Below are 26,684 nucleotides of genomic sequence, written 5' to 3'. Positions count from 1 at the left end.
ATCCGATGTATCAGGCCATTATGCGGGCTCCACCGAGTCCATCAGGCCAAAGCCTCCAGGTCGGCCAGGGCCGCCGCCTCGTCGAGGGTGGTGAGGACCCGCTCGCGCATGAGCACCCTCCCCTCGACGACCGTGTCGCGTACGTCCGCCGAGTGCGCCGCGTAGGCGAGGGTGGACCACGGGTCGTGCAGCGGCCGCAGATGCGGGCCGCCCAGGTCGAGCACGATCAGATCGGCCCGCTTGCCCGGCTCCAGGGAACCCAGGTGATCGCCGAGACCCAGCGCGCGGGCCCCCTCGATCGTCGCCATGCGCACCGCCTGCTCCGCGCCGACGGCCGTGGGGTCGCCGCCCGCCTTGTGCACCAGCGCCGCCTGCCGGACGGCACCCAGCACGTCCAGCGTGTTGGAGCTGACCGCGCCGTCCGTGCCCAGCGCGACCGTGACGCCCGCGCCCAGCAGCCGGGGGACGGGCGCGATCCCGCACCCCAGTTTCAGGTTCGACACCGGGCAGTGCGCGACCGAGGTCCCGGTCCGGGCCAGCGCCGCTATCTCCGGGCCGGTGAGGTCGACCGCGTGGGCGAGCAGCAGATCGGGGCCGAGCAGCCCGAGCGAGTCCAGCAGCTCCACCGGGCGCTTGCCGTGCCGCACCTCGACCGTGGCGACCTCGGTGGCGTTCTCCGCCGCGTGGATGTGCAGCAGCGCCCCGAACTCCCGCGCCAGCGCGGCTATGCCGAGCAGCTGGTCCGGGGCGAGCGTGTACGTCGAGTGCGCGAAGAGCACCGGACGCGTCCCCGGCCGGTGGGAGCGGTCGGCGAGGTCCCGCCGGGCCCACTCCAGCCGCTCCTCGTACGCCCTGCCGTCGGCGGGGTCGGGGACGTCCATGAAGGTCGGGCCGGTGTGCAGCCGCCAGCCCGTCTCGCGCGCGACCCGCTCGGCCGCCTCGTGGAACCAGTACATGTCCAGCGCGGACGTCACCCCGGCCCGCAGGCTCTCGGCGATCGCCACCCGCACCGCCGCCGCCACGTTCTTCGGCGACAGCAGGCGCGCCTCCCACCGCAGCACCCGCTCCAGGAACCCCTGGAGGGTGACGTCGTCCGCGCGCCCCCGCAGCAGCGTCATCGCCAGGTGCGTATGGGCGTTGACGAGCCCGGGGAGCACCAGACAGCCCTCGGCGTCGAGGGTCTCGGCCGCCGCGTAGGCCGCGTCCAGTTCCGCCGCCGGTCCGACCGCGAGGATCTCGCCGTCCCGGACGGCGACGGCCCCGTCCCGCAGCCGGGTACCGGCCTCGTCGACGGTCAGGACGTCACCGCCGGTGACCAGCAGATCGACGTGCTCGCTCACGCGGCGCCCCCCTCGACCCCGTACTCCTCGGCCAACAGCCGCAGTGCCTCCAGTGACACGACCGCGCCCCGCTCCACGCCGCGTGCGACGACCTCGCGGTGCGGGTCGTAGCCGCCGGTGGTCTCGACGTCGACCAGTTCGTCGGCGTTCGCACCGTCCACGACGAGGACCCCGCCGGCGAGGAGACCGCGCAGCGAAGCCGTCACGTACAGCGCGGACAGCTCCATCTCGATGGCCGCGAGTCCGGCGCGGTCGTACGCGTCGAGCGGGATGAGGCCGGGCTGGAAGGCCGCCCTCGTCCATACGATGCCCCGATGATGCGGCGCTCCCACCTCGCGGGCGGCACGCTGGAGCGCGAGGACCGCCTCGGGTGCGGAGACGGCCGGGTACTCGGGCGGCAGCAACTGCTGGGTCACCCCGTCGTCGCGCACGGCCGCCTCGGCGATCACGAGATCGCCGTCGCCGATCCCGGGCCGCATCGCGCCGGCCGTGCCGAACCGCAGGAAGGTGCGGACCCCCGCGTCCGCCAGCTCCTGGAACAGCAGGATCGCGCCCGGACCGCCCACCCCGTGCGAGGCGACCACGACCGGCACACCCTTCCAACTCCCGCTGAACACACGGTACTCACGGTGGTACGACACCTCCTCGGCGCCGTCCAGCAGCGCGGCGACCGCCGCGGCGCGCGCCGGGTCGCCGACCACGACCGCGCGCGGCGGCAGCCCGGTCCTGGGTATGCGGGTGATGGGCAGGAGGTCCTGGGTCATGCGGTGGCTCCCGAGTGATTCGTGCCGGTGCTGCGCGCGCCGGTGCTGCCTGTGTTGCTTGTGCTGCCTGTGCTGGTGCCGCGACCGGTACGGCGACGGCGGCGGGCCGTCGTCAGGAAGAGGGCGCCGAGCGTGACGACGTACGGCGCGGCGTCCGTCGCCTGCTGCGGCAGTCCGAGCCCCTGGAGGCGGAAGCCGGCCGCCTCGGCGAGACCGAAGAGCAGGGCCGCCAGCAGGACGCCGAGCGGCAGCGCGCGGCCGAGCATCACCGCCACCACGGCGATCCAGCCCCGGCCGGCCGTCATGTTCTCGGAGAACAACGTGACGTTCCCCAGGGCGAGTTGGGCACCCGCGAGCCCGCACAGCACACCGGAGACGAGCACCGCCGCGTACTTGTACCCGGCCGGGCTCACCCCGAGCGTGGCCGCCGCGTCCGGCGCCTCGCCGACCCCGCGCAGCCGCAGCCCCCACACATGGCGGGAGAGCGCGAGCGCGGCGACCCCGACGGACGCCCACGCCAGGTACGCCAGCGGGGACAGCCCGCCGATCAGCGGGAGCCCGGCGAGCGACGGATCGTCGAACGTGCCCTGGACGCCGAAGACGGTACGGAGCAGGAAGCTGGTCAGGCCCACGGCGAGGAGGTTCATGGCGATGCCGAGGACCACCGCGTCCCCGCGCAGGGTCACCGCGCCGACGGCCAGGACGAGGGAGTACGCGGCCGCCGCCAGCGCCGCCGCGAGGACACCGAGCCACGGGCTGCCGGTGAACCAGCTGGTCGTCACCGCCGTGAAGCAGCCCAGCAGCATCATGCCTTCGAGGCCGATGTTGAAGACCCCCGCCCGCTCGCACAGGGCACCGCCGAGCGCGGCCAGCAGGATGGGGGTGAGCGCCCGCAACGCGGACATCAGGAGATCGGAGTCGAAGAACATCACACGACCGCCTTCCGCCGGTCCCGCCCGCCGGACCACCGTCGCGGGAACCGCGACCGGGCCGCCAGGAACACGATGACGACGGCCTGGAGCACCTGTGTCAGCTCGCGCGGCACCTCGGTCGTGCGCTCCATCGACAGCCCGCCGACCTGGAGGACCGCGAAGAAGAACGACGCGAGGAGCGTGCCGAGCGGCGCCGCCGCCGCGAGGAGCGCGGCCGTCAGCCCCGTCCAGGTGTAGCCGGGGGCGGTGAGCGAGCCGTCCAGGAAGCGGTACGGGAAGCTGAGCACCCCGATCGCGCCGACCAGCCCGGCCAGCGCACCCGAGACCGCCAACAGCCGCAGTGTCAGCCCCGCCCGCTCCACGCCGGCGTACGCCGTGAAGCGCGGGTTGAGGCCGGTCATCCGGATCTCGTAGCCGAGCGCCGTGCGCCGGTCGGTGAACCAGTACGCGACCGCCACGAGCACCACCAGCACCAGTCCCGCGGTCACCGTCGAGCCGCCGAACGCGGGCAGCGCCACGCCCTCCGGGAGCCTGCGCGTCTGGGGCAGGCTGGAGCCGGGCTCCTTGAGCGGATAGCGGGCCAGATAGGAGGCGAGCGACACCGCCGGATAGCTGAGCAGAAGGCTGCTGACCAGGAGTGGAACACCGAACCGGTTCTCGCACACCGCGGCCAGGGCGGCGTACGCGGCGCCGGCCCCCATGCCCGCCAGGAGGGCGAGGACGACGGTGAGCGGGGCCGGGAGCGGCGAGTACAGGCCGGTCACGGCGGCCGTGATGCCGCCCAGGACCAGCTGCCCGTCGCCGCCGAGGTTGATCAGCCCCGCGCGGAGTGGGATCGCCAGCGCCAGGGCCATGCCGAGCACACTCGTCCCGGTGGTGAGCGTCGAGCCGATGCCGTCGGCGCCGAGCGAACCGGTCAGGACGGCGCCGTACGCGGTCAGCGGGTCGGCGCCCGTGCCCAGCAGGAACAGGGCGCCGATGAGGACGCCCGCGAGGACGGAGAAGGCGACGGGGGAGCGGAGGACCGCTGTCAGCCGGTCCCTGGGTATGGGGTTCATGTCAGTGCCCGGCCTCCACCGGTGCCGTGCCGCCTCCGGCGGCGCTCGTGGTGCCGAGGGCGTCGTCGGCGTCGTCGGCGTCGTCGAGGGCACCGCGCCCGCCGCTGCCGCCGGCCATCGCCAGACCCAGCACGCCCTCGTCCGCGTCGGCCTTGTCGTACGCGGCGGTCACCCGGCCCTCGTACATGACCAGCACCCGGTCCGACAGCCCCCGGATCTCGCTCAGTTCGGCGGAGACGAGGAGGACCGCGTGACCGGCGTCGCGGTGGGCGATCAGGTCGTCGTGGATGTTCTGGACCGCGCCGATGTCGACCCCGCGCGTGGGCTGCTCGACCAGCAACAGCGGTGCCTCGTGGGCGAGTTCGCGGCCGATGAGGAGCTTCTGCAGATTGCCGCCGGACAGCGCCGACGCGGGCGCCCCGGGGCCCGGCGTCCTGATGCCGAACCGCTCGATCAGCCGCCGGGCGTGGTCGCGTACGGCGGCGGGCGTGAGCAGACCGATCCGGGACCCGGCCGACAGCGACGTACGGTGATGCCCCATGGCCAGGTTCTCCGCCACGGACGCCGCCGGTGCCGTACCCACGGCGTGACGGTCCTCCGGCACGTACGCGAGGCCCCGGGCGCGCCGTTCGGTCGCCGAGGCGTGGGTGACGTCCTCGCCCCGCAGCCGGATCCGGCCCGAGGTCACCGGGCGCAACCCGGCGAGGGCCTCGACCAGTTCGCTCTGGCCGTTGCCCGCGACGCCCGCGATGCCGAGGATCTCCCCGGCGCGGACGGTGAGCGCGACCTCGCGCACCCCGTCGGTGGTGAGGCCGTCGACATCCAGCACGACGGCGCCCGGGGTGCCGGGCGCGTGCACCCGGTCCAACTCCACCGCGCGGCCTGTCATGGCCGCCGCGATCTCGTCGGCGGTGGTGTCGGCGGTGCGCAGCCGGGCCACCACCCGGCCGTCCCGCAGCACCGTCACGTGGTCGCTGCCCTCCAGCACCTCGCGCAGCTTGTGCGTGACGAGGATCACCGTACGGCCCCGCGCCGCCAGCGACTTGAGCACCGCGAACAGGGCGTCGGCCTCGGCGGGCGTCAGCACGGCCGTCGGCTCGTCCAGGATGAGGACGCGGGCGCCGCGGTGCAGCAGCTTGAGGATCTCCACGCGCTGCCGCAGCCCGACCGGCAGCTCGCCGACCCGGGCGTCCGGGTCGACCGACAGGCCGTGGTCCGCGCCGAGTTCACGGACCCGGCGACGGGCCGCGGCCCGGTCCACCAGGCCGAAGCGGCGCGGCTCGGCGCCGTACACCACGTTCTCCGCGACCGTCAGCGAGTCGAACAGCTTGAAGCTCTGGTGGACCATGCCGAGCCCGGCGGCCATCGCGGCGGCGGGCCCGGCGAAGGACACCTCGCGCCCGTCGAGCCGGATCGTGCCGGCGTCCGGGCGCTCCATGCCGTACAGGACCGACATGAGCGTGGACTTGCCCGCCCCGTTCTCGCCCATGAGGGCGTGGATCTCGCCGGGCCGGACGGTCAGGTCGACGCGGTCGTTGGCGAGGGTGCCGGGGTAGCGCTTGGTGATGCCGAGGAGTTCGACGGCGGGCGGGGTGTCGGCGCGGCCGGCCGGGACCTCCGCGTCGGCAACCGGAGTGTCGGCGCGGCCGGCCGGGACCTCGGCGCCGGCGGCCGGGGTGTCCCCCTTCGACACCCCTGCCGCCTCGGACGTCCCGTCCCCGTGCCAGGCCCCGGCACCCGCCGCATCGTCAGGCGGCAGCGGGGTCATCGACCTTCAGCTCTCCCGACACGATCCGGTCGCGCAGCGCCTCGACCTTCTTCAGCACGTCCTCGTGGTCGGCGATCACGCACTGGGACGACTCCACGCCGTCCTCCAGACCGGTGAGGGTGATACCGCCCTCCTTCAGGCCGTACGACACCGTGCCGGTCCGGCCGTCGAGGACCCGCTCGATCCCCTTCTCCACCGCGACGTCCGTCCGCTTGACGACGTTGTCGACGACCGTGCCCGGCGCCGAGGGGCACTGGTTGACGTCGACGCCGTACGCGAACGCGCCCTTGGCCTTCGCCGCCTCGAACACGCCGTAGTTGCCGGCCGCGGCGGCGGCCATGAGCTGGTCGTAGCCCTTGGCGAGCAGGGAGTTGGCCTGCTCCTTGGCGCGGGCGGAGTCGTCGAACGGGGACTGGCCGCCGACGAAGCGCGTCGAGGTCTGCGTCGTGGCGGCGACGTGCTTGGCACCGGCCGCGAACGGGTCGCTGAAGCGGCGGAACTGGGGAGTGTCCAGCACGTCCACGGCACCCACCTTGCCGCTCTCGCTGAGCAGACCCGCCTCCGCGCCCGCGAGGAAGACACCCTCGTGCTCACGGAACACCGCGCACGACACGTTCTCGAACGTCTTCTCCGTGCACGCGTCCACGAGCAGGAACTGCTGCTTCGGGTGGGCCTCGGCCTGCTGGGCGACCAGGTCCGCGAACTCGAAGCCGACCAGCACGATCACGTCCGGCCGTTCGTCCACCGCCGCCTGCACGTTCTGCTGCTGCGAGGCCGAGTCCGTGGACTCGTAGACCTTCTGCGAGCCGTCGTGCGCCTTCGCCGCCGCCTTCACACCGGTGACGGCGTTCTTCAGGAACTCGTTCTGGCCGACGGCGTCCGGCGTGACGAGCGTGAAGGTCCTGCCGCTGCCACCACCGGCGGCGTCGGCGGAACCGTCCTTCTTCGCGGCGGCGTTGCAGGCGGTGGCCAGCAGGACGGTGCCGGTGGCGAGCGCGGCCAGCCGGAGCGAGCGGCGGGATCTGCGGGTGGGGCGGGCGGAACGGGTGACGTCGGTGACGCCGGCGGTGCGGGACATCGGGGGGCGACCTTCCGGAGCATGCGGCAAGGGCCGGGCTCGTCATCGTCGACGAGCCCTGGAAAGGGGGCGGTGCGGGAGGTGGAGCGGTGTGGGGGAGGAGCGGCGGGGCGCCGAGGCGGTCTTCGGGACCGGCGTCAGCGGCGACAGCCGTCGCTCGCGCAGCGGCCGTGGTCGAGGAAACGGCGCATGGTGAGCAGCACGGATCCTCCTTCACATCGGCCTACGGGCTGCGGGCGGTGCTGGACTGTAACACCGCTTTCCGGGCGCCCGCTTCGTCGTCTCGAACTGTGGTTCCCGACGGTTCTCCGAGGTCATGTACGGTGTCGGGCACCTTCGGAACACCAGGAGTGCCCCGCTATGCCCCAGGAACTGCGCGCCGTCGACTGGACCGGAAACAGCCTCGCGCTCATCGACCAGACGGTCCTGCCGCACCGCACCGAGACGGTCGAGATCCGTGACGTCGACGCCCTGGTCTCCGCCATCCAGCGCCTCGTCGTCCGGGGCGCTCCCGCGATCGGGGCCGCGGGCGCGTACGGGGTGGCGCTCGCGATCCTGGAGGGCGAGCGGGAGAACTGGTCGGCCGAGGAGGTACGGGCCGCCGTCGCCCGCGTCCGCGAGGCCCGGCCGACCGCGGTGAACCTGATGGTGTGCGTGGACCGGGTCATGACCCGCTTCGACGAGGGGCTGGACGCGGTGCTGGAGGAGGCGGCCGCCGTCCAGCGCGAGGACGTCGAGGCGAACCGGGCGATGGGGGCGCACGGCGCCGACTGGCTGCTGAAGCGGGTGGGCGTCGACCGTCCGCTGCGCGTGCTGACCCACTGCAACACGGGGGCGCTGGCAACCGCCGGATGGGGTACGGCACTTGGCGTCATCCGCGAACTCCACGCACGCGGCCGCCTCGAAGTCGTCCACGCCGACGAGACGCGCCCCCTCCTCCAGGGATCCCGCCTGACCGCCTGGGAGTTGGTCCAGGAGGGCATCCCGCACTACGTCCAGGCGGACGGCGCCGCCGCCGGCACGATCCTGCGGGGCGAGGTCGACGCGGCGATCGTGGGCGCGGACCGCATCGCCGCCAACGGCGACACCGCCAACAAGGTCGGCACGGTGGGCGTCGCCCTCGCCTGCGCCGACGCGGGCATCCCGTTCGTCGTGGCCGCCCCCACGACGACGGTCGACCTCGCCACCGCCTCCGGATCCGACATCCACATCGAACTCCGGCACGAGGACGAGGTGTTGGAGTGGGGCGGCATCCGCACGGCCCCGGCCGAGTCCCGGGGCCACAACCCGGCCTTCGACGTGACCCCCGGCCGTCTGGTGACGGGTCTGGTCACCGAGAGGGGCGTCCTCGAGGTCTCGGCGGGCGAACTGCCGGGCGAGCGCCTGCGGTAGGACGCACGCCCGTACCCCAGCCCCTGTCCCGTCCGCAGCCCCCGCACACGAGAAGGCGGCCCGGTCACCTTGACCGGGCCGCCTTCTGACGTGTCGTCAGCGCTCGGACAGCTCCAACTCCAGCAGCCACTCGACCACTTCGGTGTGGTGGCGGGCCTGGCGGGGCGTGTCGCCCCAGACATACAGGCCGTGCCCGGCGACGACCACCGCGGGCATACGGGGGTCACGGGCGGCCTCCAGACGGTCGCCCAGCACCTTCATGTCCTGGCTGTTGGCGATGACGGGGAGCGTGACCTCGACGTCGTGGGCGGGCTGGCCGACGCCCTTGAGCATCTCCAGGTCCTTGAAGACGATGCCCCCGGGCTCACGACGCCCCATGGCGACCGAGGCGACCGTGTGGACGTGGACCACGGCCCCCGCCCCGGTCAGCGCCGCCACGCGCGCGTGCAGCTCGGCCTCGGCGGACGGCTTGCCTCCCCGCACGGCGGCACCGCCCCCGTCCACCAACACCACGTCCGCGGGCGTCAGTTCACCCTTGTCGTGCCCGCTCGCGGTCACCGCCAGCCGCAGCGGATCGCGCGAGAGCACCACCGACAGATTGCCCGAGGTGCCGCGCATCCAGCCGAAGGAGGCGAAGCGGGCCGACTCGGCGGCCAGGACGGCGCCCGCCTCCTCCAGGTCGAGTGCCGAGATCTCGGTGGTCATGCGGTGCTCCTCGTGATGGTGATCTCGTCGAACGTCCCCGCCTGCGGGTGGTCGCCGACGCCTTGCTCGTAGTACGGCTCCCCGGGCCGCCGGACCCCGACGGTCCGCCAGCCGGCCTGCCGCGCCGCGTCCAGTTCGCCGGGCCGGTCGGAGAGGAAGAGGACGCGGTCGGGGGTCGCGGCGAGACCGAGGGCCGAGGCGATCGTGCGGTACGACTCCGCCTCCTGCTTCGGCCCCGCGTTCTCCGTGTCGTACAACCCCTCGACCAGCGGCAGCAGATCGCCCTCGGGGCTCGACCGGAACCACGCGCGCTGGGCGGCCACGGAACCCGAGGAGTACACCTGGAGGCGTACGCCCGCCGCGTGCCAGGCGCGCAGGGCCGGCACGACGTCGTCGTAGAAGTGGGAGACGAGGTCGCCGCGCGCGAAGCCCTCGGACCAGATGATCCCCTGGAGGGTCTTCAGCGGGGTCGCCTTGCGGTCCTCGTCGAGCCAGGAGTTGAGCGCCCGCTCGACACGGGCCGCGTCCGCGTCCGGCTCGGCGATGAGCTCCCGCACCTGCGCGACGGCCCGCGCCACGTCCGGATCGCCGCTCCGCTCGGCGAGCAGTGCGCCGAAGCGTGAGCGGGAGTACGGGTAGAGCACGTCGACGACGAACCCCGTGGCGCTCGTGGTGCCCTCGATGTCGAGCACCACGGAGTCGAGGGAGCCGGTGTCGAAGTCCAGGCTCACGCCGCGGCCTTGTCCTGTCGGTACCCGGCGTCGATCGTGTCGTAGTCCGGGAAGCGGGAGGCGATGGTGGAGCCGGTGAAGTTGCCGATCCAGCCGTCCTCCTCGTGGAAGAACCGGATCGCGGTGAACGAGGGGTTGGTGCCCATGTCGAACCAGTGGGTGGTCCCGCGCGGCACGCCCAGCAGGTCGCCCTTCTCGCAGTAGACCGCGTGCACCTCGCCGTTCACGTGCAGGTAGAAGATGCCGGAACCGGAGACGAAGAAGCGGACCTCGTCATCGTCGTCGTGGGTGTGCTCCTGGAGGAACTTCTCCCGCGCGGCCTTCGCCTTCACCGGGAACTCGGGGTCGTCGCTCGGGTGGAGGCCGAGGACGTCGACCGTGGTGAAGCCCTCCTCGGCGTTGAGCCGCTCGATCTCCGGGCCGTACGCGGCGAACACGGTCTCACTGTCCGCGTCGAACGGAACGTCCTCACGGATCGGCCACTGCTCGTAGCGCACCCCGAGCGGCGCGAGAGCGGACGCGATCTCGACGGGGTCGGCGGTACGGCGCACCACGGTCTCCGGTCCGGACTCGGGCCAGGTGGTCAGCAAGGTCATGAGCGCAACTCCAGGAGTCTGGGAGGGATGTCCGGATACCGAGACGAGCACCCGGACGGCTGGGAAGCGGGAAGAGTGAGGGGCGAGCGACCGGTCAGGCGTGACACGGCGCGCCGGGACAACAGCGCATACCGGGCATGCGCTGCGCCGTCGCGTCGAATGTCGTCATCGGGGCCTCACTGTGGTGCCGGTCGGGTGCCGGTACCGCGATGGTAACGCCGGTCGCTGTACCAGCCATGTGTGACGTAGTCGTTGTCTCACGTGCTGAGAAACCGCTCTCATTACTTTGACGCATGGCTGAAATCGTTCTCATGATCTGCGTATGAAGACGCTGCTGCTCGTACGGCGGCTGTACGTGGACCTGCTCCGGTCGACCACGGCCAGCTGTCGCTGACCACTCCCGGAGCCCCGACGCGCCCTGCTGTCCCGGGCGTTCACCGTGCACCTCGTCATGGTCACGGTGGCGCGTTTTCGCCCCCGCTCCGGGTCGAGTACTCCCTTCCTCCCTTCGCACCGCACCTGGAGCCGTCATGTCCCGTTCGTCCCGCCGTACCCGTCTCCCGCTCGCCGCCCTCTCCCTCGCGTCTGCCTCGGCCCTGCTGCTGTCGGCCTGCTCGCAGTCCACCGACGCCTCCAAGGACACCGGCGACACCGCCGCGAAGGCATCCGCCGCCACCGGCGAGAAGCCCGCCCCCTTCAGCGCCGGCGCCGTCAAGGTCGCGCTGGTCAGACAGAGCGGCGCCGGCGACTACTTCGAGCAGTGGGGCAACGGCGCGAAGGCGCAGGCCAAGGCCCTCGGCATCGACCTCACCGTGTACGACGCCCAGGCCGACAACGCCAAGCAGGCCACCGACCTCTCCTCCGCGATCAACTCCGGCGCCAAGGCGATCATCATCGACCACGGCTTCCCGGCGACGATCCAGCCGGAGATCGACAAGGCCGTGAAGAAGGGCATCAAGGTCGTCGTCTACGACGTCGAGACGTCCACGAAGGGCGTCGTCTCCACCAAGCAGGACGACGCCAGCATGGCCCAGGCCGTCCTCGACGTGATGGCCAAGGAGGTCGGCAAGGACGCCAAGGTCGGTTACGTGAACGTCGCCGGCTACGCGGCCCTCGACAAGCGTGACACCGTCTGGAAGTCCACCGTCGAGGCCCAGGGCTGGAAGCAGGCCTTCAAGGTCGGCAAGGTCACCGACTCCACGGCCACCGACAACGTTCCCCTCGTCTCCGCCGCCCTCACCCAGAACTCCGACGTGGCGGGCGTCTTCGCCCCCTACGACGAGCTGGCCAAGGGCACCGTCCTCGCCGTGCAGAACAAGAAGCTGCAGGACAAGGTGAAGGTCTTCGGCGCCGACGTCTCTAACGCCGACATCCAGGCCATCACCGCCGAGGGCAGCCCCTGGGTCGCCACCGCAGGCACCGACCCGTCCGCCGTCGGCGCCGCCGTGGTCCGCACGACCGCGCTGGAGCTGGCCGGTCAGCTGAACAAGACCTCCGTCGAGTTCCCGGCCGTCGCCATCACCCAGGACTTCCTGCGCGAGAAGAAGATCGAGAACATGGACCAGCTGCGGAAGGCGCTCCCCGCGCTGAACCTGTCGCAGGTCTCGACCGCCGACTGGATCTCGAATGTCGCCCACTGAAACCGGTCGCGGGAAGCCTGACGGCGGCGAGGGCATCGCCGCCGTCAGCCTGCGGGACGTCAGCATGGCGTTCGGGGGCAGAACGGTGCTCGCCTCCGTCTCGCTGGACATCGCACCGGGCAGCGTCGTCGCGCTGCTCGGCGCGAACGGCGCCGGCAAGTCCACCCTCATCAAGATCCTGTCCGGCGTGCACACGGACCACGGCGGGCAGGTACGGATCGCAGGGGAGCCCGCGGCACTCCAGTCCCCCCTGGCCGCCCGCCAGTTGGGCATCCAGACCGTCCACCAGCGCATCAGCGAGGGCGTCGTCCCCGGCCTCACCGTCGCCGAGAACCTCGTGTTCGAGGAGCTGGCGCAGAGCCGGGGCAACCCGTTCCTCAACGGGAGCAGGCTGCTCGCCCGCGCCCGGGAGATCCAGGCCGCCCTCGGCCTCGACTGGACCGACGCCGTCCTCAAGCAGGACGTCACCGAACTCGGCATCTCCGACCGCCAGTTGCTGATCCTGGCCCGCGCCCTCGCCACCCGCCCCCGCCTGCTGATCCTCGACGAGCCGACCTCCGCGCTCTCCGCCGCCGAGGCCGAGCGCCTGTTCGCGCTGGTCGAGCGGATGCGGGCGGACGGCATCGCGGTCCTCTACGTCTCCCACCGCCTCGGCGAGATCGACGCCCTCGCCGACCGACTGGTCGTCCTGCGGGACGGCCGTCTCGCCGAGGACCAGGCCCGCCCCTTCGACTGGGACGCCGCCCTGCGCGCGATGCTCGCCCAGGCCCAGGAGACGACCACCGCCCGCCCGGTCCGCGAGGGCGACCAGGGGGACGTCGTCCTCTCCCTGCGGGGCGTCCGCCTCTTCGAGGGCCGCACCCCACTGGACCTCGACCTCCGTGCCGGTGAAGTCACCGGTGTCGTCGGCCTGTTGGGCGCCGGCAAGACCGAACTGGCCCGGGGGCTCTTCGGCGCCGAACCCTTCACCACCGGCACGGTCGAGCTGGACGGCAAGGCGTACGCGCCCCGCCGCCCCGCCGACGCCATCCGCGACGGCGTCCACCTCGTCCCCGAGGACCGGCACGCGGACGCCCTCGTCCCCGGCTGGTCGGTGGCCCGGAACATCTCCCTGCCGTTCCTGAAGTCCCTGTCCCGGCTGGGCCTGCTGAACACGGCCCGGGAGAACGCCCTCGGCCGCGACACGATCGAGGGCCTCGGTGTCGTCGCCCGCGACGAGCACAGCACCGTCGAGGAGCTGTCCGGCGGCAACCAGCAGAAGGTCGTCGTCGGCCGCTGGCTGGCCGAGACCCCCCGCGTCCTCATCCTGGACGAACCGTTCCGAGGCGTGGACATCGGTGCCCGCCGGGACATCGGCCGCCGCGCCCGCGCGCTCGCCGCCGAGGGCGCCGCCGTGCTCGTCCTGTCCGCCGACGTCGACGAGGTCCTGGAGATCGCCGACCGGGTCGTCGTGCTCGCCGCCGGTGAGATCCACCTCGACGCGTACGGCGAGGACGCGGAACGCGACCGCGTCATCCAGACCATCTCGGCGTCCGTGTGACCCCGGCCCGGCCCCCTGAGGAAGCGCTTCCATGACCACCACCCAGAGCACCGCGCCCGTGGCGAAGGCGGCGATCCCGCCCGGCACCTCCACCGCCGTCCGCATCCAGAACGCCGTCATCAAGTACGGCTTCATCTTCGTCACGGTCGCGCTCTTCGCGTACTTCGCGCTCAGCGAGGGCTCGTTCCGCGAGTCGGCGACCCTCCTCGACACCCTCCGGTACGTCTCCGTCGCCGCCATCCTCGGCCTCGGCGTCACCCTCACCATGGCCGTCGGCGGCATGGACATGTCCGTCGGAGCGGTCGCCGGCCTCGGCGTCTCCGTCGCCGCCCACAGCATGGTCGTCCTCAACCAGATCGGCACGGTCGCGATCCTCGCCGTCCTCGCGGCGGGGGCGCTCGCGGGCCTCCTCAACGCCCTGCTGATCGTCGTCCTGAAGATCCCCGACATGCTGGCCACGCTCGGCACCATGTTCGTCATCCAGGGCACCAAACTGATCCTCGTCGACGGCCAGTCGATCACCCCCGGCATGACCCTGGAGGACGGCACCACCGCCCCCGGCAAGTTCACCGCCGGCTTCCTGAAGATCGACCGGGGCACGGTCCTCGGCGTCCCGATCTCCGTCCTGATCTTCGGCGCGCTCACCGTCGCCGCCTGGGTCTTCCTGGCCCGCACCCGCTGGGGCCGCGTCTTCTACGCGATCGGCGCCAACCCCGAGGCCTCCCGCCTGGCCGGCATCCGCGTCGGCGCGTACCGGTCGCTGGCGTACGTCCTCTCCGGCGTCCTCGCCTCCATCGGCGGCCTGATCCTGGCCTCCCGCATCGGCCAGGGCGACGTGAGCGCCGGCACCTCCCAGCTGCTGGAGGCGGTCGCGGTCGCCCTCGTCGGCACCTCGGTCCTCGGCCGGGGCCGCCCGAACGTCTGGGGCACCGCCCTCGGCGCGGTCCTCATTGGCATCATCACGACCGGCCTCACCATCAAGGGCCTGCCGTACTACACCCAGGACGTCGTCGAGGGCGCGGTCCTCATCCTCGCCCTGGTCTTCAGCTTCACCTTGTCCAAGCGCCGCACCGCATAAGGGAGTTCACCGACCATGGGCTACCGCATCCTGGAGACCGACGACATCCCCGCGTATCTGCGCGAGCGGGGCCACTGGGAGGACGTGGACGACATCACCGTCCGCGAGGTGTCGGACGGCAACGTCAACCGCGTCTTCCTCGCCTCGAACGCGGACGGCACCCGCAGCCTCGCCCTCAAGCAGGCCCTGCCCTGGGTCCGCGTCGCCGGCCCCTCCTGGCCGCTGAGCCCCGACCGCGCCGACGCCGAGGCCCGCGCGTACGAGCAGCTCGCGAAGGTCGCCCCCGACGAGATCCCCGGCATCCACGGCTACGACCCCGAGAACCACGCCCTCGTCATGGAGGACCTCTCCGACCTGGAGGTCCTGCGCACCCTCCTCAACGAGGGCGCCTCCTACGGCCCGCACACCTCACCCCAGATCGGCCGCCTCGTCGCCCGGCTCTCCTTCGCGACCAGCGACTTCGGCATGACCTCCGCCGACCGCAAGGCGCTGCTCGCCGCCTCGGTCAACCCGGAGCTGTGCAAGATCACCGAGGATGTCGTCCTCTCCGAGCCGTACATCGAGCACGAGCACAACCACTGGCACCCGGGCCTGGACGACCTGGCCACCGCGTTCCGCGCGGACACCGTGCTGCGCACCGAGGTCGCCGACCTGCGCCATGTCTTCATGACGAGCGCCCAGGCCCTCCTCCACGGTGACCTCCACTCCGGGAGCGTCATGGTCGGCGCACGCGAAGGCGCCCATGTCGTCCGGGTCTTCGACCCCGAGTTCTCCTTCGTCGGCCCCATCGGCTTCGACCTCGGCCTGTACTGGGCCAACGCGCTGGTCTCCGAGGAACGGGCCCGCGCCCTGGGGACCCTGACGGACCACGGCGACCAACTCCGGCTGTCCTGGGACGCCTTCGAGACCGAGTTCCGCCGCCTGTGGCCCACCCGCGTCGACACCTTCTTCGACGACGCCTACCTGGACCGCTTCCTGACCCGCGTCTGGACCGAGTCCCTCGGCTTCGCCGGCACGGAACTCGTCCGCCGCATCATCGGCTTCGCCCACCTCACGGACCTGACGACGCTGGACGACCCGGTCCCGGCGTCGCGCCGGGCCCTGCTGCTGGGCCGTGAACTCATCGTCCGCCGTGCGGAGCTGACCTCGCCGGACGCCGTCCGCGACCTCGTCGCCTCACCACTCGGCTGACTCGGCGTCGAACCACTCCTTCCCGGCGGCCCAGTGCGCCACCCAGCCGCCGAAGCCGGGCGCGGAGGTCGTGTGCCCGAACTCCGCGCCGAACGGCATGGCACCCACATCGGTGATGTGCCATATGTGTCCTCGATGGGGCCCGCTGACGACGAGATGCCAGTTCATGGCGCAGCCGTCCGTGCCGAGCACGATCGAGCCGTGGTGGTAGACCCTGTCGACGGCCGCGTCCCAGCCGTCGCCGTAGGGCCCCTCGTCCTCCGCTCGGCCAGCCCCACGAGCCCGTACTCGGGCGGCCCCTGCGACGAGCCGTCGGAGATCTCCGGCACGAACGTCCACTGACAACCGGGCCGACGGCAACGGCCACGGCAACGGCAACGGCGAACGCGACAAAGGGGCGGCTCCGTAGAGGGAGCCGCCCCTTCGCCGTGGTCCGACCCCAGAGCGGAAGGGGCCGACCCTCTCGGTGCCGGCCCCGGTCAGGGGAGGGGCCGGCACCGACATCCGGTCACTTCTTGTCGAGCAGGTCCTGCACCTTCGCGCGGACCTCGTCCGTCGCGAGGCCCCGTATCGTCAGCGTCGTCCGGCGGCGCAGTACGTCGTCGGCCGTCTCGGCCCACTCGGTGTCGCGGGCGTAGACGACCTGCGCCCAGATCTCGGGGGCGTCGGGGTGGACCCGCTCGCCCAGTTCGGGGTTCTCGTTGGCGAGACGGGCGATGTCGAAGGCCAGGGAACCGTAGTGCGTGGCCAGGTGCCGTGCCGTGTCGGCGCCCATCCGCGGACCCGGCGCCGGACGGTCCACCAGCAGCCGGTGCGCGACCGCCCGCGGGTTGGCGACACCCGGCAGCGGCAGCTTCTTCGGCAGAGAGGCGACCGGCTCGAAGTCCTCGCCCAGCGGGTGCCCGGGCAGCGCCTCCAGCTTCTTCATGATGGTGCGGCCGATGTGCCGGAACGTCGTCCACTTGCCGCCCGCGACGGACAGCATGCCGCCCCGGCCCTCGGTGACCACGGTCTCCCGCTTGGCCTTGGCGGTGTCGCCGGGCCCGCCCGGCAGCACCCGCAGACCGGCGAAGGCGTAGGTGATGAGGTCACGGTCGAGCTGCTGGTCGCGGATGGAGAACGCGGCCTCGTCGAGTATCTGGGCCGTGTCCTTCTCGGTGACCGCGACGTCCGCCGGGTCGCCCTCGTACACCTCGTCGGTCGTCCCGAGCAGCAGCATGTCCTCCCAGGGGAGGGCGAACGTGATGCGGTACTTGTCGATCGGGGTGGCGAGCGCGGCCTTCCAGGGAGCGGTCCGCTTCAGCACCAGGTGCGCGCCCTTGGACAGGCGGATGGAGGGGGCCGCGTCCGGGTTCTCCATCCGGCGCAGGTGGTCGACCCACGGCCCGGTCGCGTTCAGCACCAGCCGGGCGTTGACGCCGAACTCGTCGCCCGAGAGCCGGTCGCGCAGCTCGGCACCGGTGACCCGGCCCCGGGTGAAGCGCAGCCCGGTGACCTCGGCGTGGTTCAGGACGACGGCACCCGACTCGACGGCCGCGCGGACCGTCATCAGGGCCATCCGGGAGTCGTTCATCTGGTCGTCGCCGTAGACCGCGACGGCCTTGAGGTTGTCGGTGCGCAGCTCGGGCACGTCCTGCGCCGCCTTGGCGGGGGAGAGGAGGTGGCCGACGCCGTCACCGAACGCCGAGAGCGCGGAGTAGGCGAAGACGCCCGCCCCGAGCTTCGCCGCGCCGTGCGGCCCGCCCTTGTACACGGGGAGGTAGAACGTGAGCGGGTTCGCCAGGTGGGGGGCCACCTGGCGGGAGACCGCACGGCGCTCGAAGTGGTTCTCCGCGACCAGCTTCACCGCGCCGGTCTGCAGATAGCGCAGACCGCCGTGGAGCAGCTTGGAGGAGGCGGAGGAGGTGGCGCCGGCGAAGTCGCCGGCGTCGACCAGGGCCACCCTGAGCCCGGACTGCGCGGCGTGCCAGGCGGTGGAGATGCCCAGGATGCCGCCGCCGATCACGAGGAGGTCGTACGACGCCTTGGAAAGCTGTTCCCGGGTCTCGGCACGGCTCGGGTTCGAGCCGGACGCCGGGCGCGTCCCCAGGGCAGGCAGGGTCTGCAGGGTGGTCTGACTGGTCATGTCGGGTTCTTACTCCTCAATCAGAGCCGGACGAACGGAGCCTTCGAGGGCCCCGCTCAGCTCTCGTCCTCGATCCAGCCCATGGTCCGCTCGACGGCCTTGAGCCAGCTCTTGTACTCACGGTCGCGGGTCTCCGCGTCCATACGGGGGGTCCACTCGGCGGCCCGGCGCCAGTTGGCGCGCAGGTCGTCGGTGCTGGTCCAGAAGCCGACGGCGAGACCGGCGGCGTAGGCGGCGCCGAGGCACGTGGTCTCGGCGACCATCGGACGCACCACGGGGGCGTCCAGGAAGTCCGAGAGCGTCTGCATCAGCAGGTTGTTGGAGGTCATGCCGCCGTCGACCTTGAGGGCCGCGAGCTCGACGCCCGAGTCCTTGGTCATGGCGTCCGTGATCTCACGGGTCTGCCAGGCCGTGGCCTCCAGGACGGCGCGCGCGAGGTGCGCCTTGGTGACGTACCGGGTGAGACCGGCGATCACACCGCGGGCGTCGGAGCGCCAGTACGGGGCGAACAGACCGGAGAAGGCCGGCACGAAGTACGCGCCGCCGTTGTCCTCGACCGAGAGCGCCAGCGTCTCGATCTCGGCGGCGGTGGAGATGAGCCCCATCTGGTCGCGCATCCACTGCACCAGCGAACCGGTGACGGCGATCGAGCCCTCCAGCGCGTAGACCGGCTTCTGGTCGCCGATCCGGTAGCCGACGGTGGTCAGCAGACCGCTGTAGGAGTTGATGATCTTCTCACCGGTGTTCAGCAGCATGAACGTTCCGGTGCCGTACGTGGACTTGGCCTCGCCCTCCTCGAAGCAGGTCTGGCCGAAGAGCGCCGCCTGCTGGTCGCCGAGCGCGGAGGCGACCGGGATGCCGCCGAGCAGGTCGCCGAGGCGGCCGCCGGTGACCTCGCCGTACACCTCGGCGGAGGAGCGGATCTCCGGGAGCATCGACAGCGGGACGCCGATGGACTCGGCGATCTTCTCGTCCCACTGCAGCGTGTGCAGGTTCATCAGCATCGTGCGGGAGGCGTTGGTGACGTCGGTGTAGTGCTTGCCGCCGTCGACACCGCCGGTCAGGTTCCAGATGACCCAGGTGTCCATGGTGCCGAAGAGGATGTCGCCGGCCTCGGCGCGCTCGCGCAGGCCCTCGACGTTGTCCAGCAGCCAGCGGGCCTTCGGACCGGCGAAGTACGAGGCCAGCGGCAGACCGGTCTCACGGCGGAAACGGTCCTGCCCGACGTTGCGGCCGAGCTCGCGGCAGAGGGCGTCGGTACGGGTGTCCTGCCAGACGATGGCGTTGTGGACGGGCTCACCGGTGTTCTTGTCCCAGAGCAGCGTGGTCTCGCGCTGGTTGGTGATGCCGATGGCCTTGATGTCGTCACGGGTGATGCCGGCCTTCTCGATGGCCCCGGCGACGACCTCCTGGACGTTCGTCCAGATCTCGGTGGCGTCGTGCTCGACCCAGCCCGGCTTCGGGAAGATCTGCTCGTGCTCCTTCTGGTCGACGGAGACGATGCGTCCGTCGCGGTCGAAGACGATACAGCGGGACGAGGTCGTGCCCTGGTCGATGGCGGCGATGAAGGGGCCGGCGGTGTGGGCGTCGGTCACGGTGTGCTCCTGAAAGGTCAACTGGTCAACGGGCTGTACGTACGGCGCGTGCTGAGCGTTCCGCGGGTCGGGCCCCGCGGAACGGCGGCTCAACGGGTTTCTCAGGCGAATGCGACGTTGTAGAGGCCTGCGGCGATGGCGGCACCGATCAGGGGGCCGACCACCGGGACCCAGGCGTAGCTCCAGTCCGACCCGCCCTTGTTGGGCAGGGGCAGCAGGGCGTGCACGATGCGCGGACCGAGGTCACGGGCCGGGTTGATCGCGTAACCGGTCGGGCCACCGAGGGACAGACCGATGGAGACCACGACGAGCGCGGTGACCAGGGCGCCGAGGGTGCCGAGGCCCTTGCCCGAGTCGTTCAGACCTTGTGTGAGCACCGCCAGGACCAGCACGACGGTGCCGATGACCTCGGTGGCGATGTTCAGGACCGCGTTGCGGACCTCCGGACCGGTGGAGAAGATGCCGAGCACGGGGCCGGCGCCCTTCTCCCGGGCCTCGACCGACTTGGCCTTGGCCAGCGTCTCCGCGTCTCCGACGATCTCCTCGTCGGTCAGGTGGGCGTGGAACTGCCCGTAGTAGGCGATCCAGACCAGAGCGGCACCGATCATGGCGCCGAGCAGCTGCCCGCCCCAGTAGATCGGGACGTCGCCCCAGTCGATGCCGTCCTTCTTCAGCGCGAGCGCGAGGGTCACGGCCGGGTTCAGATGGGCGCCGGACAGCGGCGCGGAGGTGTAGACGGCGGTGAGAACGGCAAAACCCCACCCGAAGGTGATGGCGAGCCAACCGGCGTTACGGGCCTTGGAGGCCTTCAGTGTGACGGCCGCGCAGACGCCGCCGCCGAGCAGGATGAGTATGGCGGTACCGATGGTCTCGCCGATGAAGATGTCGGAGCTGGACACCCGCGACTCCTTTGTCCTTCGTCCAGGGGAAAGAGTTCGGCCCGTGGCGTTGTCACACTCTAGCGCGTATTGCCGGTAGGTGTTCGACAATGTCGACCGATGGACGGGAGTCTTGCTCTGGCGTTACGGGCACGTCAAGAGCTGAGTTGTCGAAAACGCGATCGTTATTGATCGAACCGGCTCATCGATCTTGAGACGGCCGCCAGGGCGCCCACCAGGGCACCTGGCGTGCACCCGCGCCCACGCGCGCGTACGGCGAAGGCCGGGACACCGTGACGTGTCCCGGCCTTCGCCGTGTCGGTGGCGGACCGTGTCGGTGGCGGGCGGTCAGAACCGCCCGGCGCCCAGGTCCCGCGAGACCGCGCGGGCGCAGTCCCGCACGGCCGCGATCAGCTCGGGGCGCAGCTCGCCCTCGCGGCACAGCCGCTCCACGGCACCGGTGATGCCGACCGCGCCGACGGGCATCCGCCGCCGGTCGTGGATGGGCGCCGCGATGGACGCCACGCCCTCCCAGGTCTCCTCGACGTCGGCCGCGTACCCGCGCGCGCGGGTGATGTCCAAGACGCCCTCGAAGTCGTCCAGCGCGTGCACGGTCCGGTCGGTGAACGCCTTGCGCTCGCTCTCCAGCACCTCGCTGTGCGCCACCGGGTCGTAGGCCGACAGCACCTTGCCCAGGGCCGTGGAGTGCAGCGGCTGCATGGCCCCTATCTCCAGGACCTGCCGGCTGTCGTCCGGCCGGAACACGTGGTGCACGATCAGCACGCCCTGCTGGTGCAGCACCCCCAGGTGCACGCTCTCGCCGCTGGAGCGGGCCAGGTCGTCCGTCCAGACCAGGGCGCGCGCCCGCAGCTCATGGACGTCCAGGTACGTGGTCCCCAGCCGCAACAGCTCGGCCCCCAGCTGGTAGCGCCCCGAGGCGTCGTCCTGTTCGACGAAGCCCTCCTGCTGGAGCGTGCGCAGTATGCCGTGGGCGGTGCCCTTGGCGAGGCCCAGCGACGAGGCGATGTCCGACAGACCGAGCCGCCGTTCGCCGCCCGCGAGCAGGCGCAGCATCGCGGCCGCCCGTTCGAGCGACTGGATGTTCCGTGCCATCGCCGTCCTGCCTCCGTCCCCTTCGGCCGCCGTACGCGACTGAACTTCCATCGTTCGGCAATGTCGAACACTACCGGTCGTTGCCGACCTCTCGCTAATGGCCGTCACTAGCTTTTCGGCCACGCTCGCCGAGCGGTGGCGCTCTCGTGTCCGTCCGGTGCGCCTCCGGTGCCCCCGGGGGCGCACATGTGGCCGTGGGGTGTCCGAAGCATGCCGGAGTGGTGTCCGTCGTTCTTTTCGTCGTCGGAGTAAACCGCACCCGGGCGGGTGCGCCACGCCGGTCCGCCCCGTGGACGCCCCTGACCATCCGCGCCGCTCCGGGCTAGGCTTGCCGCGTGCGCCTTCCGCTGGGAGGGCGCAAAGCCGACAGCCGTCGCACTCCAGGGAGCAGCTCCATGGCCTCGTCGCCGAACACGTCCCTCACGTCCGCCGCCGCAGGCCGGGCCCGATCCGAGGCCCTCCGCGAGGCCCTCGCCACCCGTGTGGTGGTCGCCGACGGCGCGATGGGCACGATGCTGCAGGCGCAGGACCCCACACTGGACGACTTCCAGCAGCTGGAGGGCTGCAACGAGGTCCTCAACGTCACCCGTCCCGACATCGTCCGCTCGGTGCACGCCGCGTACTTCGACGCGGGCGTGGACTGCGTGGAGACCAACACCTTCGGCGCCAACCTCACCGCACTGGGCGAGTACGACATCCCCGAGCGCACCGCCGAGCTGTCCGAGGCGGGCGCCCGCATCGCCCGCGAGACGGCCGACGAGTACGCCGCCCGCGACGGACGGCAGCGCTGGGTCCTCGGCTCCATCGGCCCCGGCACCAAGCTGCCCACGCTCGGCCACACCACCTTCACCGCCATCCGTGACGCCTACCAGCAGAACGCCGAGGGCCTGCTGGCCGGCGGCGCCGACGCGCTCCTGGTGGAGACCACCCAGGACCTGCTGCAGACCAAGGCCTCCGTCGTCGCCGCCCGCCGCGCGATGGAGACCGCCGGCTACGACGTCCCCCTGATCGTCTCGGTGACGGTCGAGACGACCGGCACCATGCTCCTCGGCTCCGAGATCGGCGCCGCGCTGACGGCGCTGGAGCCGCTCGGCATCGACATGATCGGTCTGAACTGCGCGACCGGCCCCGCCGAGATGAGCGAGCACCTGCGCCATCTGGCCCGCCACTCCCGCATCCAGCTCTCCTGCATGCCCAACGCCGGACTGCCGGTGCTGACCAAGGACGGCGCCCACTACCCGCTGACCGCGCCGGAACTGGCCGACGCGCAGGAGAACTTCGTCCGCGAGTACGGCCTCTCCCTGGTCGGTGGCTGCTGCGGCACCACCCCCGAGCACCTGCGCCAGGTCGTCGAGCGGGTCCGCGACCTCGCCCCCACCGCCCGTGACCCGCGCCCGGAGCCCGGCGCGGCCTCCCTCTACCAGAGTGTGCCGTTCCGCCAGGACACGGCGTACATGGCGATCGGCGAGCGGACGAACGCCAACGGCTCGAAGAAGTTCCGCGAGGCCATGCTCGAGGCCCGCTGGGACGACTGCGTGGAGATGGCCCGCGACCAGATCCGTGAGGGCGCCCACATGCTCGACCTCTGCGTCGACTACGTGGGCCGCGACGGCGTGGCCGACATGGCCGAACTCGCCGGCCGCTTCGCCACCGCCTCCACCCTCCCCATCGTCCTGGACTCCACCGAAGTGGACGTCATCCGGGCCGGGTTGGAGAAGCTCGGCGGTCGGGCCGTCATCAACTCCGTCAACTACGAGGACGGCGACGGCCCCGACTCCCGCTTCGCCAAGGTCACCCGCCTCGCCCAGGAGCACGGCGCCGCACTGATCGCGCTGACCATCGACGAGGAGGGCCAGGCCCGCACCCCGGAGAAGAAGGTCGAGATCGCCGAACGGCTCATCGACGACCTCACCGGCAACTGGGGCATCCACGAGTCGGACATCCTCATCGACACCCTGACCTTCACCATCTGTACCGGTCAGGAGGAGTCCCGGGGGGACGGCATCGCCACGATCGAGGCGATCCGTGAACTCAAGCGCCGCCACCCGGACGTCCAGACCACCCTCGGTCTGTCGAACATCTCCTTCGGCCTCAACCCGGCCGCCCGGATCCTGCTGAACTCCGTCTTCCTCGACGAGTGCGTCAAGGCGGGCCTGGACTCGGCGATCGTGCACGCGTCGAAGATCCTGCCGATCGCGCGCTTCAGCGAGGAGGAGGTGCGGACGGCCCTCGACCTCATCCACGACCGCCGCGCCGAGGGCTACGACCCGCTGCAGAAGCTGATGGCGCTGTTCGAGGGCGCCACCGCCAAGTCCCTGAAGGCGGGCAAGGCCGAGGAGCTGGCCGCACTCCCGCTGGAGGAGCGCCTCAAGCGCCGCATCATCGACGGCGAGAAGAACGGCCTGGAGGCCGACCTCGACGAGGCCCTTACCGAGCGCCCCGCGCTCGACATCGTCAACGACACGCTCCTGGACGGCATGAAGGTCGTCGGCGAACTCTTCGGCTCCGGCCAGATGCAGCTGCCGTTCGTGCTCCAGTCCGCCGAGGTCATGAAGACCGCCGTGGCCCACCTCGAACCGCACATGGAGAAGACCGACGACGAGGGCAAGGGCACCATCGTCCTGGCGACGGTCCGGGGCGACGTGCACGACATCGGCAAGAACCTCGTCGACATCATCCTGTCCAACAACGGCTACACCGTGGTCAACCTCGGCATCAAGCAGCCGGTCTCCGCGATCCTGGACGCCGCAGCCGAGCACCGCGCCGACGTCATCGGCATGTCCGGCCTCCTGGTCAAGTCCACAGTGATCATGAAGGAGAACCTTCAGGAGCTCAACCAGCGCGGCCTGGCCGCCGACTATCCCGTCATCCTCGGCGGCGCCGCCCTCACCCGCGCCTACGTCGAGCAGGACCTGCACGAGATCTACGAGGGCGAGGTCCGCTACGCCCGCGACGCCTTCGAGGGCCTGCGCCTGATGGACGCCCTCATCGGCGTCAAGCGCGGCGTCCCCGGCGCGCAACTGCCCGAACTGCGCCAGCGCCGGGTCAAGGCCACGGCCGCGGCCACCGTCGTCGAGGACCGCCCCGAGGAGGGCCACGTCCGCTCCGACGTCGCCACGGACAACCCCGTCCCCACGCCCCCGTTCCGGGGCACGCGTGTGGTCAAGGGCATCCAGCTCAAGGAGTACGCGTCCTGGCTGGACGAGGGTGCGCTGTTCAAGGGCCAGTGGGGGCTGAAGCAGGCCCGCACCGGCGACGGCCCCACCTACGAGGAGCTCGTCGAGACCGAGGGCCGGCCCCGGCTGCGCGGCCTGCTGGACAAGCTGCAGACCGAGAACCTCCTCGAAGCGGCCGTCGTCTACGGCTACTTCCCCTGCGTCTCCAAGGACGACGACCTGATCATCCTGGACGACGACGGCAACGAACGGACCCGGTTCTCCTTCCCGCGCCAGCGCCGCGGCCGCCGGCTGTGCCTGGCCGACTTCTTCCGCCCCGAGGAGTCCGGCGAGATCGACGTGGTCGGTCTCCAGGTCGTCACCGTCGGCTCCCGCATCGGCGAGGAGACCGCCAAGCTCTTCGAGGCCAACTCCTACCGTGACTACCTCGAACTCCACGGCCTGTCCGTGCAGTTGGCCGAAGCCCTCGCCGAGTACTGGCACGCACGCGTCCGCTCCGAGCTGGGCTTCGCCGGCGAGGACCCCGCCGCGATCGAGGACATGTTCGACCTGAAGTACCGGGGCGCCCGCTTCTCCCTCGGCTACGGCGCCTGCCCCGACCTCGAGGACCGCGCCAAGATCGCCCAGCTCCTCGAACCCGAGCGGATCGGCGTCCAGCTCTCGGAGGAGTTCCAGCTCCACCCGGAGCAGTCCACCGACGCCATCGTCATCCACCACCCCGAGGCGAAGTACTTCAACGCACGGTAAGGCCCTGGCCCAGGGCTCGGCGCTGTCGAAAGGCACTTCGCCGCGCGGCGTCGTAGACTGGTCGGTCCACCGCAGGCCGGTTCCCCACCCGGGAACCGGCCTGCTCGTCCCACAAGGAGGTGCGCCGGATGACCACGACGATTCCCGCGCCAGGAACCCGTACGGCCGAAGGCTCGGCGCTCCAGGCCGTGCTCCTCGACATGGACGGCACCCTGGTCGACACCGAGGGGTTCTGGTGGGACGTGGAGGTCGAGGTCTTCGCCGGCCTCGGACACACCCTCGACGACTCCTGGCGCCATGTCGTGGTCGGCGGCCCCATGACCCGCAGCGCGGGCTTCCTGATCGAGGCCACCGGCGCCGACATCACCCTCGCCGAGCTCACCGTGCTGCTCAACGACGGCTTCGAGGCACGCATCGGGCGCACGCTGCCGCTGATGCCCGGCGCCTCCAGACTCCTCGCGGAACTCGCCGCCCACGAGGTCCCCACCGCCCTGGTCTCCGCCTCGCACCGGCGCATCATCGACCGCGTCCTGACCTCTCTCGGCCCCCAGCACTTCGCGCTGACCGTCGCCGGCGACGAGGTCGAGCGGACCAAGCCGTTCCCCGACCCCTATCTGCTCGCGGCCTCCGGCCTCGGCGCGGACCCGGCCCGGTGCGCGGTCATCGAGGACACCGCCACCGGTGTCGCCGCCGCGGAGGCCGCCGGCTGCCACGTGGTCGCCGTCCCGTCCGTGGCGCCCATCGCCCCCGCCGTCCGCCGCACCGTCGTCACCTCGCTGGAAGAGGTCGACCTGCCATTTCTGCGCGGTCTCATGGCGATCACGGCCAATTGAAAACGCAAGGAATTCCAAGATCGCGCACAGAGCCCCGGAGCGGGGAATTCGACTGGTCGCAATGACTGAATTCCCACAGTAGGGAATACCTTTCCACCTGTGACGTTGACCACTTCCCAGGGCATCCGAAGTGGCCGCCAACCGCCCCCGAACCCCCGGGTCGGGGGCGTTCGCCACGCCTTTGTGTCCCGATTGGAGAGGCGTGCCCCAAACATTCCGTGGGCACTACACCGTTTGCGTCCACGCCCGGTTCCGCAGCGTGAGGGGAACTCAACTCCGGTGTGCGCGGGCCCCTCTGGCGATGCGGGCTAATCTCGTCGCGAGAACATCGCCGTACTTCCCGAGACGCGCTCGCACCACCCCGCCAGCACCCATCTCGGACCACAGCTCTGGAGATTCGCGAG

At 71.5% G+C, this 26,684-nt stretch carries 20 protein-coding genes and 1 pseudogene; 7 read left to right on the top strand and 14 right to left on the bottom strand.

Features of this window, described 5'->3' with window-relative positions; translation table 11 throughout:
* Positions 1 to 41 precede the first annotated feature (41 nt).
* From L3078_RS09510 to L3078_RS09485, 6 genes are all read right to left on the bottom strand, one after another.
* A complete protein-coding gene (locus tag L3078_RS09510) occupies positions 42 to 1,340 on the bottom strand; it encodes an amidohydrolase (protein WP_239752980.1) in 1,299 nt (432 codons plus the stop codon).
* On the bottom strand, positions 1,337 to 2,104 hold the full coding sequence (locus L3078_RS09505; RefSeq protein ID WP_239752979.1) for a nucleoside phosphorylase: 768 nt from the start codon (positions 2,102 to 2,104) through the stop codon (positions 1,337 to 1,339). Before L3078_RS09505 ends, L3078_RS09510 begins: the two co-directional genes overlap by 4 nt.
* Entirely contained in the window at positions 2,101 to 3,033 is a 933-nt protein-coding gene (locus L3078_RS09500; RefSeq protein ID WP_239752978.1) for an ABC transporter permease, read from the bottom strand. The genes L3078_RS09505 and L3078_RS09500 overlap by 4 nt, the downstream gene beginning before the upstream one ends.
* The gene (locus L3078_RS09495; RefSeq protein WP_239752977.1) at positions 3,033 to 4,094 is read right to left on the bottom strand and encodes an ABC transporter permease; all 1,062 of its coding nucleotides are present in this window, start codon (positions 4,092 to 4,094) and stop codon (positions 3,033 to 3,035) included. The genes L3078_RS09500 and L3078_RS09495 overlap by 1 nt, the downstream gene beginning before the upstream one ends.
* Before the next feature lies 1 nt (position 4,095).
* Positions 4,096 to 5,661, bottom strand: coding sequence for an ABC transporter ATP-binding protein (locus L3078_RS09490; RefSeq protein WP_239760261.1), 1,566 nt, complete (start codon positions 5,659 to 5,661; stop codon positions 4,096 to 4,098).
* A gap of 181 nt (positions 5,662 to 5,842) precedes the next feature.
* On the bottom strand, positions 5,843 to 6,940 hold the full coding sequence (locus L3078_RS09485) for a BMP family ABC transporter substrate-binding protein (protein ID WP_239752976.1): 1,098 nt from the start codon (positions 6,938 to 6,940) through the stop codon (positions 5,843 to 5,845).
* A gap of 360 nt (positions 6,941 to 7,300) precedes the next feature.
* On the opposite strand from L3078_RS09485, the gene mtnA reads away from it, so the two are divergent.
* Positions 7,301 to 8,332 (top strand): S-methyl-5-thioribose-1-phosphate isomerase, encoded by a 1,032-nt coding sequence (mtnA, locus tag L3078_RS09480; RefSeq protein ID WP_239752975.1) that lies wholly within the window; start codon positions 7,301 to 7,303, stop codon positions 8,330 to 8,332.
* A gap of 96 nt (positions 8,333 to 8,428) precedes the next feature.
* Here mtnA and mtnB read toward each other — a convergent pair whose 3' ends face one another.
* From mtnB to L3078_RS09465, 3 genes are read right to left on the bottom strand one after another with little or no spacing between them, the layout of a single operon-like run.
* Complete coding sequence (gene mtnB, locus L3078_RS09475) at positions 8,429 to 9,037, bottom strand: methylthioribulose 1-phosphate dehydratase (protein ID WP_239752974.1); 609 nt, start codon at positions 9,035 to 9,037, stop codon at positions 8,429 to 8,431.
* Positions 9,034 to 9,768: an acireductone synthase gene (mtnC, locus tag L3078_RS09470; protein WP_239752973.1), complete on the bottom strand. Its 735-nt coding sequence runs from the start codon at positions 9,766 to 9,768 to the stop codon at positions 9,034 to 9,036. The genes mtnB and mtnC overlap by 4 nt, the downstream gene beginning before the upstream one ends.
* Positions 9,765 to 10,364, bottom strand: a complete 600-nt coding sequence (locus L3078_RS09465; protein WP_239752972.1) for a 1,2-dihydroxy-3-keto-5-methylthiopentene dioxygenase — start codon at positions 10,362 to 10,364, stop codon at positions 9,765 to 9,767. Before L3078_RS09465 ends, mtnC begins: the two co-directional genes overlap by 4 nt.
* Positions 10,365 to 10,894: 530 nt before the next feature.
* On the opposite strand from L3078_RS09465, the gene L3078_RS09460 reads away from it, so the two are divergent.
* Genes L3078_RS09460 through mtnK form a run of 4 tightly spaced genes read left to right on the top strand, consistent with a single transcriptional unit; the run spans position 10,895 to position 15,813 of the window.
* On the top strand, positions 10,895 to 12,004 hold the full coding sequence (locus tag L3078_RS09460; RefSeq protein ID WP_239752971.1) for a substrate-binding domain-containing protein: 1,110 nt from the start codon (positions 10,895 to 10,897) through the stop codon (positions 12,002 to 12,004).
* Positions 11,991 to 13,544 (top strand): sugar ABC transporter ATP-binding protein, encoded by a 1,554-nt coding sequence (locus tag L3078_RS09455; RefSeq protein WP_239752970.1) that lies wholly within the window; start codon positions 11,991 to 11,993, stop codon positions 13,542 to 13,544. Before L3078_RS09460 ends, L3078_RS09455 begins: the two co-directional genes overlap by 14 nt.
* A 31-nt stretch (positions 13,545 to 13,575) precedes the next feature.
* A complete protein-coding gene (locus L3078_RS09450; protein WP_239752969.1) occupies positions 13,576 to 14,622 on the top strand; it encodes an ABC transporter permease in 1,047 nt (348 codons plus the stop codon).
* A 15-nt stretch (positions 14,623 to 14,637) separates the two neighbouring features.
* The gene (gene mtnK / locus L3078_RS09445; RefSeq protein ID WP_239752968.1) at positions 14,638 to 15,813 is read left to right on the top strand and encodes an S-methyl-5-thioribose kinase; all 1,176 of its coding nucleotides are present in this window, start codon (positions 14,638 to 14,640) and stop codon (positions 15,811 to 15,813) included.
* On the opposite strand, the pseudogene L3078_RS09440 reads toward mtnK, so the two are convergent.
* The 5 genes and pseudogenes from L3078_RS09440 to L3078_RS09420 form a co-directional block, all read right to left on the bottom strand.
* Positions 15,799 to 16,256: pseudogene (locus L3078_RS09440) on the bottom strand (SMI1/KNR4 family protein). The gene mtnK and the pseudogene L3078_RS09440 sit on opposite strands and share 15 nt — an antisense overlap.
* A 65-nt stretch (positions 16,257 to 16,321) precedes the next feature.
* A complete protein-coding gene (locus tag L3078_RS09435; protein WP_239752967.1) occupies positions 16,322 to 17,938 on the bottom strand; it encodes a glycerol-3-phosphate dehydrogenase/oxidase in 1,617 nt (538 codons plus the stop codon).
* Between the two features lie 56 nt (positions 17,939 to 17,994).
* A complete protein-coding gene (gene glpK / locus L3078_RS09430) occupies positions 17,995 to 19,533 on the bottom strand; it encodes a glycerol kinase GlpK (RefSeq protein ID WP_239752966.1) in 1,539 nt (512 codons plus the stop codon).
* 101 nt (positions 19,534 to 19,634) lie between these two features.
* A complete protein-coding gene (locus L3078_RS09425) occupies positions 19,635 to 20,432 on the bottom strand; it encodes an MIP/aquaporin family protein (RefSeq protein ID WP_239752965.1) in 798 nt (265 codons plus the stop codon).
* Between the two features lie 327 nt (positions 20,433 to 20,759).
* Positions 20,760 to 21,524, bottom strand: a complete 765-nt coding sequence (locus L3078_RS09420) for an IclR family transcriptional regulator (RefSeq protein ID WP_239752964.1) — start codon at positions 21,522 to 21,524, stop codon at positions 20,760 to 20,762.
* A gap of 395 nt (positions 21,525 to 21,919) precedes the next feature.
* Between L3078_RS09420 and metH the strand changes: the two genes are divergently transcribed.
* Positions 21,920 to 25,447, top strand: coding sequence for a methionine synthase (gene metH, locus L3078_RS09415; protein ID WP_239752963.1), 3,528 nt, complete (start codon positions 21,920 to 21,922; stop codon positions 25,445 to 25,447).
* Positions 25,448 to 25,575: 128 nt separating this feature from the next.
* Entirely contained in the window at positions 25,576 to 26,280 is a 705-nt protein-coding gene (locus L3078_RS09410; protein ID WP_239752962.1) for an HAD family hydrolase, read from the top strand.
* Positions 26,281 to 26,684 lie beyond the last annotated feature (404 nt).

This window comes from Streptomyces deccanensis (assembly GCF_022385335.1).
In the GTDB taxonomy this organism is placed as follows: Bacteria; Actinomycetota; Actinomycetes; order Streptomycetales; family Streptomycetaceae; genus Streptomyces; species Streptomyces deccanensis.
This window is presented reverse-complemented; position numbering and strand designations above follow the sequence as displayed.